At 69.1% G+C, this 16,300-nt stretch carries 15 protein-coding genes; 5 read left to right on the forward strand and 10 right to left on the reverse strand.

Annotation, left to right across the window (positions count from 1 at the left end; translation table 11 throughout):
• Nucleotides 1–42: 42 nt before the first annotated feature.
• Nucleotides 43–2,028, reverse strand: coding sequence for a BCCT family transporter (locus tag O5O54_RS08310; RefSeq protein ID WP_279480593.1), 1,986 nt, complete (start codon nucleotides 2,026–2,028; stop codon nucleotides 43–45).
• A gap of 289 nt (nucleotides 2,029–2,317) precedes the next feature.
• On the opposite strand from O5O54_RS08310, the gene O5O54_RS08315 reads away from it, so the two are divergent.
• A complete protein-coding gene (locus O5O54_RS08315; RefSeq protein WP_279480594.1) occupies nucleotides 2,318–2,707 on the forward strand; it encodes a DoxX family protein in 390 nt (129 codons plus the stop codon).
• 113 nt (nucleotides 2,708–2,820) lie between these two features.
• Here O5O54_RS08315 and hisG read toward each other — a convergent pair whose 3' ends face one another.
• The 4 genes from hisG to O5O54_RS08335 form a co-directional block, all read right to left on the reverse strand.
• On the reverse strand, nucleotides 2,821–3,510 hold the full coding sequence (gene hisG, locus O5O54_RS08320) for an ATP phosphoribosyltransferase (protein WP_279480596.1): 690 nt from the start codon (nucleotides 3,508–3,510) through the stop codon (nucleotides 2,821–2,823).
• Complete coding sequence (locus O5O54_RS08325; protein WP_279480598.1) at nucleotides 3,507–4,667, reverse strand: ATP phosphoribosyltransferase regulatory subunit; 1,161 nt, start codon at nucleotides 4,665–4,667, stop codon at nucleotides 3,507–3,509. Before O5O54_RS08325 ends, hisG begins: the two co-directional genes overlap by 4 nt.
• 4 nt (nucleotides 4,668–4,671) lie before the next feature.
• Entirely contained in the window at nucleotides 4,672–6,174 is a 1,503-nt protein-coding gene (gene hisS, locus O5O54_RS08330; protein WP_279480600.1) for a histidine--tRNA ligase, read from the reverse strand.
• Between the two features lie 111 nt (nucleotides 6,175–6,285).
• Nucleotides 6,286–6,933: a DNA-3-methyladenine glycosylase I gene (locus tag O5O54_RS08335; RefSeq protein ID WP_279480602.1), complete on the reverse strand. Its 648-nt coding sequence runs from the start codon at nucleotides 6,931–6,933 to the stop codon at nucleotides 6,286–6,288.
• Between the two features lie 149 nt (nucleotides 6,934–7,082).
• Here O5O54_RS08335 and O5O54_RS08340 point away from each other — a divergent pair, with 149 nt between their 5' ends.
• The 3 genes from O5O54_RS08340 to O5O54_RS08350 all read left to right on the forward strand — a co-directional run bounded on the left by O5O54_RS08340 (nucleotide 7,083) and on the right by O5O54_RS08350 (nucleotide 9,714).
• Complete coding sequence (locus O5O54_RS08340; protein ID WP_279480603.1) at nucleotides 7,083–7,796, forward strand: DUF2927 domain-containing protein; 714 nt, start codon at nucleotides 7,083–7,085, stop codon at nucleotides 7,794–7,796.
• Nucleotides 7,797–7,950: 154 nt separating this feature from the next.
• Nucleotides 7,951–8,847 carry a L,D-transpeptidase gene (locus tag O5O54_RS08345; protein WP_279480605.1) on the forward strand — a complete coding sequence of 299 codons (897 nt, stop codon included), beginning with the start codon at nucleotides 7,951–7,953 and terminating at the stop codon, nucleotides 8,845–8,847.
• A 141-nt stretch (nucleotides 8,848–8,988) separates the two neighbouring features.
• Nucleotides 8,989–9,714, forward strand: coding sequence for a L,D-transpeptidase (locus tag O5O54_RS08350; protein WP_407061679.1), 726 nt, complete (start codon nucleotides 8,989–8,991; stop codon nucleotides 9,712–9,714).
• 60 nt (nucleotides 9,715–9,774) lie between these two features.
• Here O5O54_RS08350 and glcF read toward each other — a convergent pair whose 3' ends face one another.
• The 4 genes from glcF to O5O54_RS08370 are packed head-to-tail and all read right to left on the reverse strand — an operon-like array spanning nucleotide 9,775 to nucleotide 14,517.
• Nucleotides 9,775–11,100 carry a glycolate oxidase subunit GlcF gene (gene glcF, locus O5O54_RS08355; protein WP_279480609.1) on the reverse strand — a complete coding sequence of 442 codons (1,326 nt, stop codon included), beginning with the start codon at nucleotides 11,098–11,100 and terminating at the stop codon, nucleotides 9,775–9,777.
• Nucleotides 11,101–11,778, reverse strand: coding sequence for a hypothetical protein (locus O5O54_RS08360; protein WP_279480610.1), 678 nt, complete (start codon nucleotides 11,776–11,778; stop codon nucleotides 11,101–11,103).
• Nucleotides 11,779–11,791: 13 nt separating this feature from the next.
• Nucleotides 11,792–13,024, reverse strand: coding sequence for a glycolate oxidase subunit GlcE (gene glcE / locus O5O54_RS08365; RefSeq protein ID WP_279480611.1), 1,233 nt, complete (start codon nucleotides 13,022–13,024; stop codon nucleotides 11,792–11,794).
• Nucleotides 13,024–14,517, reverse strand: coding sequence for an FAD-linked oxidase C-terminal domain-containing protein (locus O5O54_RS08370; protein WP_279480613.1), 1,494 nt, complete (start codon nucleotides 14,515–14,517; stop codon nucleotides 13,024–13,026). Before O5O54_RS08370 ends, glcE begins: the two co-directional genes overlap by 1 nt.
• A 128-nt stretch (nucleotides 14,518–14,645) precedes the next feature.
• Between O5O54_RS08370 and O5O54_RS08375 the strand changes: the two genes are divergently transcribed.
• The gene (locus tag O5O54_RS08375; protein WP_279480615.1) at nucleotides 14,646–15,179 is read left to right on the forward strand and encodes an O-acetyl-ADP-ribose deacetylase; all 534 of its coding nucleotides are present in this window, start codon (nucleotides 14,646–14,648) and stop codon (nucleotides 15,177–15,179) included.
• On the opposite strand, the gene O5O54_RS08380 is transcribed toward O5O54_RS08375, so the two are convergent.
• The gene (locus O5O54_RS08380; RefSeq protein ID WP_279480617.1) at nucleotides 15,146–16,282 is read right to left on the reverse strand and encodes a phosphatase PAP2 family protein; all 1,137 of its coding nucleotides are present in this window, start codon (nucleotides 16,280–16,282) and stop codon (nucleotides 15,146–15,148) included. The two genes, O5O54_RS08375 and O5O54_RS08380, sit on opposite strands and share 34 nt — an antisense overlap.
• Between the last annotated feature and the right edge of the window lie 18 nt (nucleotides 16,283–16,300).

Consider the following 16,300-nt stretch of genomic DNA (forward strand, 5'->3'; position numbering starts at 1 on the left):
ACGACTTCCGGACGGGGCCGCCCTTGCGCGGCCCCTTTCGTTTCAGGTCCGGGCGGCCGGCGAGGTGGTGTAGAGCTGCGTGCTCTGCGCCTGCGTCAGGATCTGGTAGCGCTCGAACTGCGCCAGCACGTCGGACAGGAGATCGGCCTTGGTGAAGCCGATCACGTCGTAGCCCCGGCTGCCGTCCGAGAACAGGGTGCGGGCCGACCAGACCATGCGGCGCCCTTCCGGAGAGGCGCGCGTGTCGGCAGCGGAAAAGGCCATGGCGGGCTGAGCGATCGGCTCGATCCCGTAGACGAAGTCTCGCACGCCTTCTGCGGGAACGGTCAGAATAGCCGGGCCGCCGTCCTCCTCGTCCAACCGGGCGGCGAGGCCCCGGCGCACCAGCTCGTCGCGCACCTCCGACAGGGCGGGCCGTGCCGTGTGGTCGATGAAGCGCCGGACGTCGCGCTTGTTGGGCTCGTGCAGGATCGCGCCGAGCCGCGTCTGCCAGTTGGCACCGCGTACCGCGATGGCCGGCTGCGCCTGCCGGTGTTCCGTCAGCCGCGCGACATCCGCCTGCATGCCGCGCAGGAGACCGAAGGCGAGGAGAAGCAGGATCACCGAGAAGGGGAGCGCGGCGATGAGCGTCATGGTCTGCAGACCGACGAGCCCGCCTGCCATAAGCAGGAGCGCGGCGACGCTGCCCTGAACCACGCACCAGTAGAGGCGCTGCCAGACGGGTGTGTCGTCGTTGCCGCCGGACGCCAGCGAATCCACCACCAGCGAGCCCGAATCGGCCGAGGTGACGAAGAAGACGCTGACCAGCGCCACGGCGAGCGCCGAGGTCACGCTGCTCAGGGGCAGGTACTCGAAGAACTGGAACAGGGCCACCGAGATGTTCTCCTGGACGTCGCGCGCCAGGGCGCCGTCGGCGATCCCAAGGTCCAGCGAGATCGCCGAATTGCCGAACACGGTCATCCAGAAGAAGGTGAAGGTGGAGGGCACGAAGAGGACGCCGAGCACGAACTCGCGCACCGTGCGCCCGCGCGAGATGCGGGCGATGAACATGCCGACGAAGGGGGACCAGGAGATCCACCAGGCCCAGTAGAACAGGGTCCAGTCGCTGATCCAGGCGCGGGGCTCGTAGGCGTAGAGCGTGAAGGTGCGCGGCAGGAGATCGTCGAGATAGGCGCCGATGTTCTGGATGAAAGCCTTGAACAGGAAGGTGGTCGGCCCGACGGCCAGGACGAACAGCATCAGCAGGATGGCGATGGCGAGATTGCCTTCCGACAGGCGCCGGACGCCGACGTCGAGGCCCGTGATCACCGAGACCGTCGCCGCGCCCATGACGACGGCAATGAGCAGGACCTGCACCCAGACCGCTTCCGGCACGCCCAGGAGATAGTTGAGCCCGGCGTTCATCTGGAGGACGCCGAGCCCCAACGAGGTCGCGATGCCGAACACGGTTCCGCAGATGGCGAAGACGTCCACCGCATGGCCGATCGGTCCGTCGATCCGTTCGCGAATCAAGGGATAGAAGCCGGACCGGATCGTGAGCGGCAGATTGTAGCGGTAGGAGAAGTAGGCGAGCGACAGGCCGACCACGGCATAGACCGCCCAGGCATGCACACCCCAATGGAAGAAGGTGAACTCCATGGCCTGCCGTGCGGCGAGTATCGTGCGCGGCTCCGCCTCCGGGGGAACCGAATAATGGAGGATCGGCTCCGCGACGGCATAGAACATCAGCCCGATGCCCATGCCCGCCGCGAACAGCATCGCCAGCCATGACGCGTAGGGGTAGTCCGGCTCGGCGTCGTCGGGTCCGAGCTTCAGGCGCCCGAAGCGGCTGAGCGCGAAGAAGAGGACCGCGAACAGGAGGATGCCGACCGCCAGGAGATAGAACCAGCCGAACGTGTCGAGCACGAAGGCCTGCGCCGCGCTGAAGATTCGCTCCGCGTCACGCGGAAACAGAACGCCGACGAGCACCAGGGCGGCGATGATGCCGCTGGCCGGAAAGAAGACGGGCGGGCTGATCTTGGATGTCATGCAAGCCTGGAACTGAACGCGCGAACTTGGAAAAGCCGGGCGAACGCCCCGGAAGACATCCTCACCCTTCCGTAGCCAGCTAGGGCGTGGCAGCCCCGGACCAAGCCAGCCCCCTCCCTTTGTGGCAGAAATCGGACATGATTGTCGCAAATCTTCCGACCAATCGTCGCGATTGGTTCGTCCGGCGTTGACAAACAGTCGCGTGGGGCGGGCCTATGCCGGAGGGCCGGCGTCGGTCAAAAGGCTGGTCATCAGCCTTGTCCCGCCCCTCCCCGAACGGAGCCCTCTCATGAACCCCGCCCTCGTAATCCTCGTCGGCCGCGCCTTCCTTTCGATCCTCTTCATCGTGTCCGGCTTCGGCAAGCTGACGGGCGCGGCCGGCTTCGCCGGCTATCTCGGCAGCCTCGGCATTCCCGGCGGCATCGCCATGGCCTATCTGGTCGGCGCGCTGGAGTTCTTCGGCGGCCTCGCCATCCTGGTCGGCTTCCAGACCCGCATCGTCGCCTATGTACTCGCCCTCTTCACGGTCGGCACGATCCTCACCGCCCACATGGGCGACGCAACGGCCGCGATGAAGAACCTGTCGATCGTCGGCGGCTTCCTGGTGCTCGGCGCGGTCGGTGCCGGTGCCTATTCGGTGGACGCCCGCAAGGGCGGCGCGACGCTCGCCCGCGCCTGAGCCGCGACGCCTTGCGAAGATCGACGGCCGCCCTTCGGGGCGGCCGTTTCGCGTTTTGGGAGCACCTGACAAGACCTTCGGGCGGAGGACCGGCGAGGTTTTGTCGGACGCTCTTAGAACCGGGCGATGAGCGCTTCGAGGCGCGCGGTCCGCTCCGGGCTCGCGTCCGCCCGATGCGCCAGCGCGAGGCAGGCCTCCGACCGCAGGATCACCCCGTCCTTCAGGACGCGCAGCCGGTTGGCCTCCAGCGTGGAGCCGGTGGAGGTGATGTCGACGATGATGTCGGCGGACCCCGCGGCCGGCGCGCCTTCGGTCGCCCCGAGGCTTTCCACGATCCGGTAGCTCTGGATGCCGTGGCTGCGGGTGAAGAAGCCCTGGGCCAGCCGCCAGTATTTCGTGGCGATGCGCAGGCGCCGTCCGTGGCGCGCGCGGAAGGAGGCGGCGACGTCGCCGAGATCCTCCATGGTCTCGACGTCGATCCAGCTGTCGGGCACAGCGACCACCACGTCGGCATGGCCGAAGCCGAGGCGCGAGACGATGCGTCCGCGCGCGTCGAAATCCGACATGGTCTCGCGCAGGAGATCCTCGCCGGTGACGCCGAGGTCGATCGCCCCATCGCGCAGCTCGCGCGCGATCTCGGAGGCCGAGAGAAGCAGCACCTCCAGCCCGTCCGCCCCCTCGACGCGAGTGCGGTAGGAGCGCGCGTCCTCGCTGGCATGGACGGTGATGCCCGCCTTGGCGAGCGCGCCGACGCACTGGTCCTTGAGCCGGCCCTTGGAAGGGATGGCGAGCGTCAGGGTCATGGCCGGCCCTCCCGTGCCGCGGCGATGCGGTCGAGATCGAGCGCGAAGCCGACCGCCGGAATCGGCCCCGGCGCGCCGAGATAGGACACGAGGCGGTCGTAGCGCCCGCCGCCGACGAGCGGCGGAGTGCCGGGCGCGGTCGCGATCTCGAAGACGAGCCCGGTATAGTAGTCGAGCGTGCGGCCGAAGGCGGCGCGGTAGCGGAAGGCGCCGAGATCGACGCCGGCCGCGACGAGCGAGGCGTTGCGCGCCCGCAGGAGGTCGAGCGCCGCGCCGAACCCGAGGCCCGTTTCCGCCTCCATCGCCTCCAGCCGAGCGGGCGCCTCGGCGAGCGGGCAGTCCAGCGCCAGGAACGCGCGGAGGCGGTCGAGATAGGCGGTCCGCAGCCGCGTGTTGGCGAGCGCCATCTTCTCGATCAGCCGCTCGGCGATCTCTTCGGCACTGCGCCCCCGGTTGGGCGGCAGCCCTCCCTCCTCCATCAGGCCGCGCACATGCTCGGCGAGCGCCGCCGCGTCGCCGGCCCGAAGCAGCGCGCGCACGGCCGGATCGAGCCCGAGCGGATCGCTGTCGGCCTCGCGCGACAGGGCGGCCAGCGCCGCCTCCAGAAGGTCGTCGCGCCCGAAGCAGCGCACGAGCCGGCGCTGCCAGCCGGCCGGCAGGTCGAGCGCTGTGAGAAAGGCCTCGAACAGCGCCTGGTCGCCGACCGTCACCACCAGCGGCCCTTCCAGCCCGCAGGCGCGCAAGGAGGCCAGCGCCTCGGCGAGCGCATGGGCGTCGGCGGTCGCGCGGTCCGCCTCGCCGAGATTCTCGATGCCGGCCTGGCGGAACTCGGCGGCCTCGCCCCGACGCTGGCGGAACACCGGGCCGTTATAGGCGTAGCGGCGCGGCAGGCCGGCCGCGCCCTCGATATGGGCGAGGCAGACGGGGATGGTGAAGTCGGGCCGAAGGCACAGCGTCTCGCCGCCCTCGCCGCGCGTCAGGAAGATGCGCCGGCGCAGGTCTTCGCCCGCCGTGTCGAGGTAGGGCTCGGCCCGCTGGAGAAGCGGCGTCTCGACGATCACCGCGCCGAGCTCGGAAAACAGCGCCGCCAGCGCCGCATCGAAGGGCGCGGAGATGCCGCCCGGCCGCGCCGCCCCGGACCCCTGGAGAAGGCTCATCGCGTCAGGCCGCCCCACCGGCGCGCGCGAGGATGGCCTGGACGGCCGAAACGAGATCGGCCTCGTCCACCAGTTCCTGCCCCGCCCGCATCTCGCGCCACTCGGCATTGTCTTCGACACCGGCCGAGAGTTCCTTGCCGAGCGCCAGATCCTTGACCTGGACCTTGCCGGCCGCCTTCTCGTCGCCGCCCTGGATGACGACGACGGGCGCGCCGCGCCGGTCGGCATATTGCAGCTGCTTGCCGAACTGCTTCGGGTTGCCCTGGAACACCTCTACGGGGACCACGGGCTTGCCCGGTCCGTTCAGCGCCACGCGAAGCTTGGTGGCCATCGCCTGGTAGTCGGCCATCCGGTCACGGTCCATCACGGTGACGACCACCGGACCCGCCCGCCGCTCGCCTTCGAGGCGCCCGAGGTTCTTCAAAGCGGTTTGAAGGCGCGAGACGCCGATCGAGAAGCCGGTGGCCGGCACGGGCGTCGCGAGGAAGCGCGACACCAGCCCGTCATAGCGGCCGCCGCCGCCGACCGAGCCGAACTGCACCTTCTGGCCCTTCTCGTTGACGACGTCGAAGAGCAGCTCCGCCTCGAAGACGGGGCCGGTGTAGTATTCCAGGCCGCGCACGACGGAGGGGTCGATCTTGACCCGGTCCGCCTCGTAGCCAGCGGTGCGCGCGAAACTCTCGATGTCGGCGAGTTCATCGAGGCCGCCATCGACCCCAGCATGGCCGCCGAACGCCTCACGAACACCCGACAGGCCGTCCGCGTCGAAGATCCTGAGGACGCGGGCGACCGTCTCTCCGTCGAGTTCGGCGCCCTTCGTGAAGTCACCCTTGCCGCCGCTCTCGTCGAGCCGCCCCGCGCCGAGCAGAAGGCGCACGCCGTCCGCGCCGAACTTGTCGAACTTGTCGAGCGCGCGCAGCACCGTCAGGCGACGGCCCTGGTCGCCTTCGAGGCCGATGGCGTCGAGGATGCCGTCCAGCACCTTCCGGTTGTTGACCCGGATCACGTACTGCCCGCGCGGGATGCCGAGCGCCTCCATCGTGTCGGCCATCATCATGGCCATCTCGGCGTCGGCCGAGACGTTGGGCGCGCCCACGATGTCTGCGTCGAACTGCATGAACTGGCGGAAGCGGCCGGGGCCGGGCTTCTCGTTGCGGAAGACATAGCCCGCCCGGTAGGAGCGGTAGGGCTTCGGAAGATCCTCGAAGTTCTCCGCGACGTGCCGGGCCAGCGGCGCGGTCAGGTCGTAGCGCAGCGACAGCCATTCCTCGTCGTCGTCCTGGAGCGAGAAGACGCCCTCGTTGGGGCGGTCCGAGTCGGGCAGGAACTTGCCGAGCGCGTCGGTATATTCGAAGAAGGGCGTCTCCACCGGCTCGAACCCGTAGGTCTCGTAGACGTGGCGGATGGTGGCGAGCATCCGGTCCTGCGCGTAGAGATCGCCGGCGCTGCGATCCACGAAGCCGCGCGGCTGGCGCGCCTTGACGCGGGAGGGCTTCTTCGGGGCCATGGGTCGTTCCAGACGTGACGAGGCGGGGGCATCGACGGCCTCCCGCTTTGATATGTGCGAATTGCACGCGTCCTAGCCCATCCCCGCCCCGAGCGGCAAGGTTTCCCGGCCTCAAGACGGCCGCGCGAACTCCGCACGCGCCCGCTCGCACGCCTCGCGGACGCAGCAGCCCTCCAGATGGTCGTTCACGAAACCCATCGACTGCATGAAGGCATAGGCCGTGGTCGGGCCGAAGAAGGTGAAGCCCCGGCCTTTCAGCGCCTTCGCCATGCGGACCGAGGCCGGCACCTGCGGGTTGGCGCGCATCCAGTCGATGGTCATTCGCCCCGGCCGCTCCTCGGCCGGCGGCTCGAAGCGCCAGAGAAAGGCGGCGAGCGAAGCGCCCGTCTCGTCCCGAAGGCGCCGGGCGGCCTTGGCGTTGTTGATGGCCGACGCGATCTTGCCGCGGTGGCGGACCACGCCGGGATCGGCGAGTATGCGCTCGACATCCCCCTCCCCCATGGCGGCCACGCGCTCGATCGAGAACCCGGCGAACTGCTGCCGGAAATTCTCGCGCTTGCGCAGAATGGTGATCCAGGACAGGCCCGACTGGAAGCCTTCCAGGCAAATCTTCTCGAACAGGCGATCGTCGTCGGCGCTGGGGCGGCCCCATTCGTCGTCGTGATAGGCGACGTAGTCCGCGCCCTCGCCCGCCCAGGCGCAGCGCGCCCTGCCGTCCGCCCCCGTCCTCAGCCCGTCCGTCCTGTCGCCCGTTTCCATGCCGGTTCTCCTCAACGATGGGTGAAGCGGCGCTTTTGCCGTGGACTGTCGCCCCCGTCCGCTTGCGCGCCGCGCCGCCCTTTTGCCACCGTGGCGCGGCGGACGAGGGACGGCAGGCGATGGTGGGTGTGAAGCGCGGCGCGTGGGCAATGGCAAGAGGTTTCCTCTGCCTCTGGGCGCTCGGCTCCCTGCTTCTCGCCGCGCCGGCCGCCGCCCAGCGCCTGCCGTCCGACGCCGCGCTGATCGCGGGCTTCGAGGCGGTCGTCTTCGGCGCGGAGATCACCGGCCCGATGAGCGATTCGACCTATCTCAAGAAGTTCGCCGGCCCCGTGCGCTATCGCATCGAGAACCGGGCCGCGATCGACCGGCGCGCGGCGGTGCGCACCTTCATGCGCCAGATCCGCCGGCAGGTCGCCGCACTGGACGTGGCGGAGGCGCGGCCTTCGGAGGAGCCGAACTTCGTGATCCACGTGGTGGACCGCGCCGACTACCAGCGCGTCGGGCGGGACGTGTATCGCAGCCCGTTCATGCGCGTGCCGGGCAATTGCGTCGTGCGCGCCAGCTACGGGCGCGCCGGCATCACGCGCTCGGACGCGATCATCGTTTCGGACGAGGGCGACGCCCTGTTCCGCCGCTGCCTGATCGAGGAGGTGCTCCAGGGCCTCGGGCCGCTCAACGACAATGCCGACGCCCCCGACAGCGTATTCAATGACACCTCGAAGCTCACGACCTTCACCCCTTACGACCGGGTGCTGATGAACATGCTCTACGACCCGCGCCTCACGCCCGGCATGACTCAGAGCGAGGCGGCCCCCTTCCTGCCCGCCGTCCTTCGAGACGCGCGCCGGCGCGTGCGCGGCTGACGCCTTTTACCGCCCGTTCACCCTGCCGCCGGGAAGGCGGGAGGCGCGGAGAATGAAGGCGCGTCGATTCATCTTTCGCTGGCGATTGCCTCCGCATCCTCGGCCGCATTGATCGCGCCGCCCTCCGCGCGCCCGTCCGAACGAGGATTTCCCGATGCGCCTCCTGCATGCGCTCACCGCCGTGTCGCTGCTCGGCCTTTCGGCCCACGCGGCCGACGCGCGCGACCGCCGCCCGCTCTCCGTGCCGCCCGCGATCGCCGAATCCATCGTGCGGCAGGTCTCGCCGGGCTCGGGCGTCGTGCCGGGCTATGCCCGCCAGCGCCTCGCGGCTCCCGTCGCCCCGGGCACGGTGGTCTTCGAGGGCTCGATCCCGGTCGGCGTGATCCCCGAAGGCGGCGGTCCCGTGCAGCCCCTCGGCGCCTATCGCGACCGCAACGCACCGGGCTCCACCGTCTTCTCGCGCCCGCTCTTCGGCGGCGAGCGCCATGGGGAGGTCCGCCGCGAGCGCCGCACCGGCGCGCCGGTCTTCGCCTCCACCTTCGCCGCCCCGCGTGCCGCGACCGCGCGCCGCGCCGCTCCGCCCCAGCGCACGCTCGATCCCGTCTTCCTGCCGCAGGAGGTCGCCTATGACGGCGGCCACGCCCCCGGCACGATCGTTGTCGATACGCGGAGCCACTTCCTCTACCACGTGGAGCCCGGCGGCCGGGCGATGCGCTACGGCGTGGGCGTCGGCAAGGAAGGCTTCGGCTGGTCCGGCACGCACAGGATCACCCGCAAGGCCGAGTGGCCGGGCTGGACGCCGCCAGCCGAAATGATCGCCCGCGAGCGCGCCAAGGGCCGCATCCTGCCCGCGCACATGCCCGGCGGCGAGGAGAACCCACTCGGCGCCCGCGCGCTCTATCTCGGCTCGACGCTCTATCGCATCCACGGCACCAACCAGCCCTGGACCATCGGCCAGTCCGTCTCGTCGGGCTGCATCCGCATGCGCAACGAGGACGTGATCGACCTCTACGGCCGCGTGAAGGTCGGAACGCGCGTCGTCGTGCTCTGATTGCAACAGACGGTTGCAAAACCACCGGCGCCGACTCGGCGCGGCTGGCAAGCCGCCCTCCATACGCCTCCAATACGCCCAAGCGCCTCCATCGCCCGCCCCTCCGACCAAGGACGCCGCCCCATGAAGACCACGCCGCTGATTCTCGCCCTGCTGGTGGGCCTGTCGCCCTTGGGCCTTCCGACGATCGCCAGCGCCCAGTCGCAGGCGCGCTACTACGAGCACGCCACCGGCCAGTGGCTGACGGGCGACCGCGCGCGGATCCGCCAGGAGCGCGCCGATCGCAAGACGCAGATGATGAGGAAGCCCGACGCGCGCTTCGCCCGTCAGGCCGTCGCCATCTCCACCAAGGAGAAGCCGGGCACGATCGTTATCGATACGGACCGGAAGTTCCTCTACTTCGTCGAGGGCAACGGCCGCGCCACGCGTTATGGCGTCGGCGTCGGCAAGGAGGGCTTCTCCTGGGGCGGGACCATGTCGGTCGGCCGCAAGGCGGAATGGCCCGGCTGGACGCCGCCGGCCGCCATGCGCGCCCGTGAGAAGGCCAAGGGCCGCATCCTGCCGGCCTACATGCCCGGCGGCCCGGAGAACCCGCTGGGCGCCCGCGCCCTCTATCTCTACCGCGGCGGCGGCGACTCCATGTTCCGCATCCACGGCACCAACCAGCCCTGGACCATCGGCCTCAACATGTCGTCGGGCTGCATCCGCATGATGAACGAGGACGTGGCGCATCTCTACGAGCGCGCCGGCCGCGGCACCAAGGTCGTCGTCATCGGCCCGGGCCAGCCCAACCGCCTCGTGCAGGAAACCGGCACGGTCCGCCAGGCCGGCAAGAAGGGCTTGCTCTCGACCGTCTTCGGCGGCTGACACCATAACGCTCGCAAGGATCCAACGGCCCGCCTCGAGCGGGCCGTTTCTCGTCGGGGCCTACTCCGCCGCGATAGGCACGGCGCGCGGGGCGAAATTCTTCAGCCCCGCCGGCTTCTCGCCGCCGAAGGCCCAGTCGAGAAGTTCCACCGTGTGGACGATCGGGATGCCCGTCGCGGAGCCGATCTGCGTCATGCAGCCGATATTGCCGGTGGCGATGATGTCCGGCCTCACGCTCTCGATGTTGGCGACCTTGCGGTCGCGGAGCCTCGCCGAGATCTCGGGCTGCAGGATGTTGTAGGTGCCGGCCGAGCCACAGCACAGATGCCCTTCCGGCACGTCGCGCACGGCGAAGCCGGCCTGCGCCAGAAGCACCTTCGGCGCGCTCGTGATCTTCTGACCGTGCTGCATCGAACAGGCGGAATGATAGGCGACCACCGCCCCGACCGGGCTGGGCGGCACGGGCAGGTCGAGCGTGGCGAGATATTCCGTGACGTCCTTGGCGAGCGCAGAGACGCGCGCGGCCTTTTCGGCATAGGCCGGATCGAGCCGCAGCATGTGGCCGTAGTCCTTGATCGTCGTGCCGCAGCCGGACGCGGTGACGACGATGGCCTCCAGTCCCCTGCCCTCGATCTTGCGGATCCAGGCGTCCACCATCCGGCGGGCGAAGCCGAGGGCCTCCTCCTCCCGCCCCATGTGATGGACCAGAGCGCCGCAGCAACCCTCTCCCGGCGGCGACACCGCCTCGATGCCGAGCCGGCCGAGAAGCCGGACGGTGGCCGCGTTGATGCCGGGATCGAGCACCGACTGGGCGCAGCCGGCGAGGATCGCGACGCGCCGCCCGCTCGGGGCTGTGCGGGACGCCGGTCGCGCCGGCGCCTTCGGCAGCGAGGCGGGCGCGAGCCGTAGCATGGCGGCGAGCGGGCGCAGCGGCTTCACGCCGTCGAAGAGCCCCGCCAAGGGCCGCCCGAGCCGCGCGGCCCTCAGGGCCAGCCGGAAGCGCCGGGGATAGGGCAGGACCTTGGCCAGCAGGAACCGGATCAGCCGGTCCGGCAGCGGCCGGGTGTAGGTCTTCTCGATATGGACGCGCGCGTGGTCCACGAGGTGCATGTAGTTCACGCCGGACGGACAGGTCGTCATGCAGGCGAGGCAGGACAGGCAGCGGTCGATATGGGTGACGGTCTTCTCGTCGGCCGGCCTGTCGTTCTCCAGCATCTCCTTGACGAGGTAGATGCGCCCACGCGGGGAATCGAGCTCGTTGCCGAGCGTGACATAGGTCGGACAGGTCGCCGTGCAGAAGCCGCAATGCACGCACTTGCGCACGATGCTTTCCGTATGGGCCGTGTCGGGGTCGCGCAGGGCTTCGGGGGAGAAGGCGGTTTGCATCTACGCTCGCTTCATTCGGAATATTACCGCAAAAGCATCGAACCCCCAAAATTTTTTCCCATCGTAGTCATATGGTTCAGTCAGCCGCTGCGAACGGAATCGCCCAGAGCGATTTAAACTTGAAAACTCGCCGCTCTGGTCGAACTTCCCCAAAAAATTTTTAAGAACATCGTTAGGCAATTTAGGACTTTCTCCAGCGACCTTTCGCAGCCCTACAACCGCGCCCCACTTCAGAGTACCACCCCCTAAAGAACTATGCTTCTTAAGAAGATGATAGATTCGCTCCATATCCTTTCTCATTGTAGAGAATGAAAAACTCCGCTTGACCTCTACAACGCCGATTGGACGATGATTTCCGTTCCAAGCCACAATATCGACCCGTTCGCTTTGACTGAACCGGGCTACGGGACGACCCGCACGACGACTGCCGGCTGCGTCTGCGATTTCCCAGAACGGCGTCTCAAGAGTGACGCGGAACTTCGTTATTTCTGGTCGGTTTGCGGGGACTTCACCTTCATTAGCGTTCATGGCTTTCCAGAGCCGAGTTGCGATCGTAGACGATACAAGAGGTTCGATCCCATACTCATGGACCGAAGCTCCTGCAGAGAGCGTGAGGAACTGGTCGTTCGCCGCATGTGCTCCGTCAATGATGGCATCCAAGGTTTCACTCAGGGTCATGGCCATTCTTCTTTCAGCCCATCCGCCCCGGATTGAGGATGCCCCTGGGATCGAACTGCTCCTTCAGCCGCCGCGACAGGGCGGCGAGCGGGCCGGGCTGGGGCTGAAAGACGGGCACCGCCGCGCGCTCGGCTAGGCTCGCGCGCACCAGCGTGGCGTGGCCGCCGCCGTGGCGGGCGAGCTCGGCGCGCACCGTCTCGGCCTCCGCCCTGCCGTCGAGCCGCAGCCAGACGAGGCCGCCCTGCCAGTCGTAGAAGACCTCGGCGGCCAGGTGCATGCGCAGGGCCATGACGAAGCCGGGCGCGCGCGTCGGCGTCATGGACACGCGCCAGACCGGGCGGTCCGTCCCGTCGGCAAAGGGCATCACATCGCGCACGTCGCGCCAGAAGGCGGCGGACGCCTCGCCTTCCAGCCGCTCCAGCAGCCCGACCCGCGAGAGGCCAAGGCTCAGGTGCGCGGCGCGCGCCTCGACCGAGGGGCCGAACCCGTCGAGCCGGATCGCAGTGGCCGCCTCGCGCCCGAGCGCCCCGCCCGCGACGCGGGGGCCGATCCCGTAGGGCAGGTGCGCCGCGCCCGAGACCTCGGCCGACGAGCCCATGGCCGCCGCCATCGCGCCGGCCGCCGCCTCGTCGTCGAGGCCGCGCAGGACCAGCGTCGTCTCCGCCGGGGGTTTGGGCATGACCTTGATCGTGACATCGGTGAGCACGGCCAGCGTGCCGAAGGAGCCGGTCAGGCCCTTAGAAAGATCGTAGCCCGTGACGTTCTTCACGACGCGCCCGCCCGCCTTGAAGGCCTCCGCCCGGCCGGACACGGCCGAGACGCCGAGGATATGGTCGCGCGCCGCCCCCTGCTTCAGCCGGCGCGGACCCGACAGGTTGCAGGCGATCACGCCGCCGAGCGTCCCGAGGCCTCGATCGAGGCCGTGCAGGGGGCCGTAGTCCATCGGCTCGAAGTCGAGCCGCTGGCCTTGGCGATCCACCAGCGCTTCCACCTCGGCGATCGGCGTGCCGGCGCGGGCCGACAGGACGAGCTCCTCCGGCTCGTAGAAATGGAGGCCCGACAAGCCTTCGAGCGACAGGGTGCGCGCGGCCTGGGTCGGGCGCCCGAGCCCGGCCTTCGAGCCGGAGCCCTCGACGGCGATCGGCTCCTCCCGGCCGAGCGCGGCGGCCACGATCTCCCGCACCTCTTCGGGCGAGCGGGGCTTCAGCACCTCGCCGGGCGCGACGACGGATGAGGCTACGGACATCAGAACCGGGGAAGCTCGGGAAAGGGCAGTTGCCCCTTATGGACATGGAGCCGGCCGAGTTCGGCGCAGCGGTGGAGCACGGGGAACATCTTGCCGGGATTGAGAAGGTGCTTGGCGTCGAAGGCGCATTTGACGCGCTGCTGGTGGCGGAGGTCGTCCTCGCCGAACATCTCGGGCATCAGGTCGCGCTTCTCGATGCCGACGCCGTGCTCGCCGGTGAGGACGCCGCCGACCTCCACGCAAAGGCGCAGGATGTCGGCGCCGAAGTCCTCGGCGCGCTGCAGCTCGTCGCCCTTGGAGGCGTCGTAGAGGATCAGCGGGTGGAGATTGCCGTCGCCGGCATGGAACACGTTGGCGACGGCCAGGTCGTGCTTCTGCGACAGCGCCCGCATGCCCGCGAGGACGCGCGGCAGTTCCTTGCGGGGAATGGTGCCGTCCATGCAGAGATAATCCGGCGAGATGCGCCCGACCGCCGGGAAAGCCGCCTTGCGCCCGGCCCAGAAGGTCATGCGCTCGGCGTCGGACTGCGAGACGCGCGCGGTGGTGGCGCCGTTCTCGGCCGCGATGCCCTCGACCTCCTTCAGGAGATGGTCGACTTCGGCGCCCGGCCCGTCGAGTTCGACGATCAGAAGCGCCTCGACGTCGAGCGGATAGCCGGCATGGACGAAATCCTCCGCCGCGCGGATGGCGGGCGCGTCCATCATCTCCATGCCGCCGGGAATGATGCCACGCGCGATGATGGCGGCAACGCACGCCCCAGCCTCTTCCGAGGTCGGGAAGCCGATCAGAACGGCGCGCGCCGTCTCGGGCTTCTGGAGGATGCGCACCGTCACCTCCGTGACGACGCCGAGCAGGCCTTCCGAACCCGTCAGAAGGCCGAGCAGGTCGTAGCCTTCGGAATCCAGATGCTTGCCGCCGAGGCGGACCACCTCGCCCTCCATGGTGACGAACTCGACGCCGAGGAGATTGTTGGCGGTGAGCCCGTATTTCAGGCAGTGGACGCCGCCCGAATTCTCCGCGACGTTGCCGCCGATGGAGCAGGCGATCTGCGAGGACGGGTCGGGCGCGTAGTAGAAACCGGCATGCTCGACGGCCTTGGTGATGCCGAGATTGGTGACGCCCGGCTGCACCACGGCGCAGCGGTTGTCGAAGTCGATCTCGAGGATGCGGTTGAAGCGCGACAGGACGAGAAGCACCCCGTCCTCCAGCGGCAGCGAGCCGCCCGACAGGGACGTGCCCGCCCCGCGCGGCACGACGGGCACCTCGTTCTCGAAGCAGTATCGCAGGACGGCGGCGACCTGCGGCACCGTCTCGGGCAGCACCACGACCAGCGGCAACTGGCGATAGGCGGTGAGCGCATCGGTCTCGAAGACGCGCATCTCGACGCCCGCATCCACCACGCCCTCGCCCGGTACGATGGTGCGCATGGCGGCCACGATCGCGGCGCGGCGGGCGAGGATCTCGGGCCGTGGCTTCGGCATCGCGATGGTCATGGGCGCCTCCCGTTCCTATGTGTCTTCTTGGTCTTTCGTTCAGATTAGAGCAATTCCGAGCCGCCCCGAAACCCGCTTGCCGGGAAAACACGAAGGGTTGCCTCGGATCGGCGGCCGGGGAGGACGACATGACGCAGATCGAGAGGGGCGGCGCCTCCGTCGAGGTGACGGTGGGCGACATCACGGCGTTGAAGGTGGACGCGATCGTCAACGCGGCTAATTCGAGCCTGCTTGGCGGCGGGGGCGTCGACGGGGCGATCCACCGCGCGGCAGGCCCCGAACTTCTGGAGGAATGCCGCACGATCGGCGGCTGCCCGGCAGGCGAGGCGCGCATCACCTTCGGCTATCAACTGCCCGCCACGCGTGTGATCCACACGGTCGGACCGGTCTGGCACGGCGGCGCGAAAGGCGAGGACGAGGTGCTGGCGAGCGCCTATCGCGCCTCCTTCGCGTTGGCGCGCGAGAACGGCCTGCGCACCATCGCCTTTCCCGCGATCTCGACCGGCATCTACGGGTTCCCGAAATGCCGCGCCGCCCATATCGCCACGCGTGAGGCGCTGACGGCGGCCGAGACCGGACAGTTCCGCCGGATCGTCCTCGTCTGCTTCTCGGACGGGGATGCCGCGACCTATGGACGGGCGCTGGAGACGGCGGCGGGCTGACCGGTGGAGCGGATCGAGCGGTCGCGCCGCTCCGCGACGAGACGGTCCCATCGGTCGAAGAGGGGTCCGAGGCCGAACCAGATCGCCAGGGTCAGCGCGAAGGAGGCGTAGGCGTCCACCGCATAGTGCCAGCCGAGGTGGATGGACCCGAGAAAGACCAGGATCGCGTGAACCCCGAACACCGCACGCGCGAGCGGATGCAGCTTCCAGGACGCCAGGACCATGAGCAGCGCCATCGCATTGTGCAGACTCGGCATGGCCGAGATGCCGAACCCTTCCGTCCCGGCCGAATGGAGCGACCAGAGCATGTCCTGGAGGTCGAGCGCCATCAGCGGGAACTGTGTGTCGGCCTGGCGCAGATACGACATCAGCGGCTGGTAGGGATCGGCGCCGCCGACCACCAGTCCGTAGTAGCAGGGGCCGGCCGAGGAGAAGATCGTCGCCAGCAGCGTTCCGCCCACCGTCCAGAGAAGCACGAACGTGGCCAGGAAGCGCGTGCGCCCCGGCGTGCCGCCGCGCAGCGACTGGTGGAAGAAGAACATGCCCCACATCAGGGTGAACCAGATGCTGTAGTTCAGGTTCAGGACGAAGGTGACGAGGGGGTAGCCGAGGACGGGCTGCAGCAGTTCCCACGGCGCGACGCCGCCGTGAAGGGCGACGTCGAGACGGTGGAAGGTCTCGTCCCAGCGAAAGCCGCCGGCCAGGAGCGGAATGTCGGTCTTGGTGTCGGCGAAGACGATCATCAGCAGGGAGGCGGCGATCGCCATCGGCACCCAGCGCTCCAGCCAGCCGGCCTTCAAGGCCTGCCAGGCCTGCGCGCCCATGTGACGGATCGGGCTGGCCGGCCGCGTCACGCACAGGCAGTGCAGGGCGCCAAGCGCGATGGCCGTGACGAGAGTCATCGCCATGAAGATGACGAAGCCGCCGGGCAGGCGCAGAAGAAGGTCGGCAAGGCTCTCCTGCGTGGTGGCCAACACGCACAGGACATAGAGCCCGATCAGCCCGATCATCGGCGCATCCGTCAGAAACCCGGCACGCAGCTCGGCACGGTTCCATCGCGGAAGACGGCGGTCCGGTCGGACGCTCTCGGCAAGGACGGACATGACGATTCCCTCGGCCGA

This window comes from Aureimonas sp. SK2, from assembly GCF_029813115.1.
Lineage (GTDB): Bacteria > Pseudomonadota > Alphaproteobacteria > Rhizobiales > Rhizobiaceae > Aureimonas.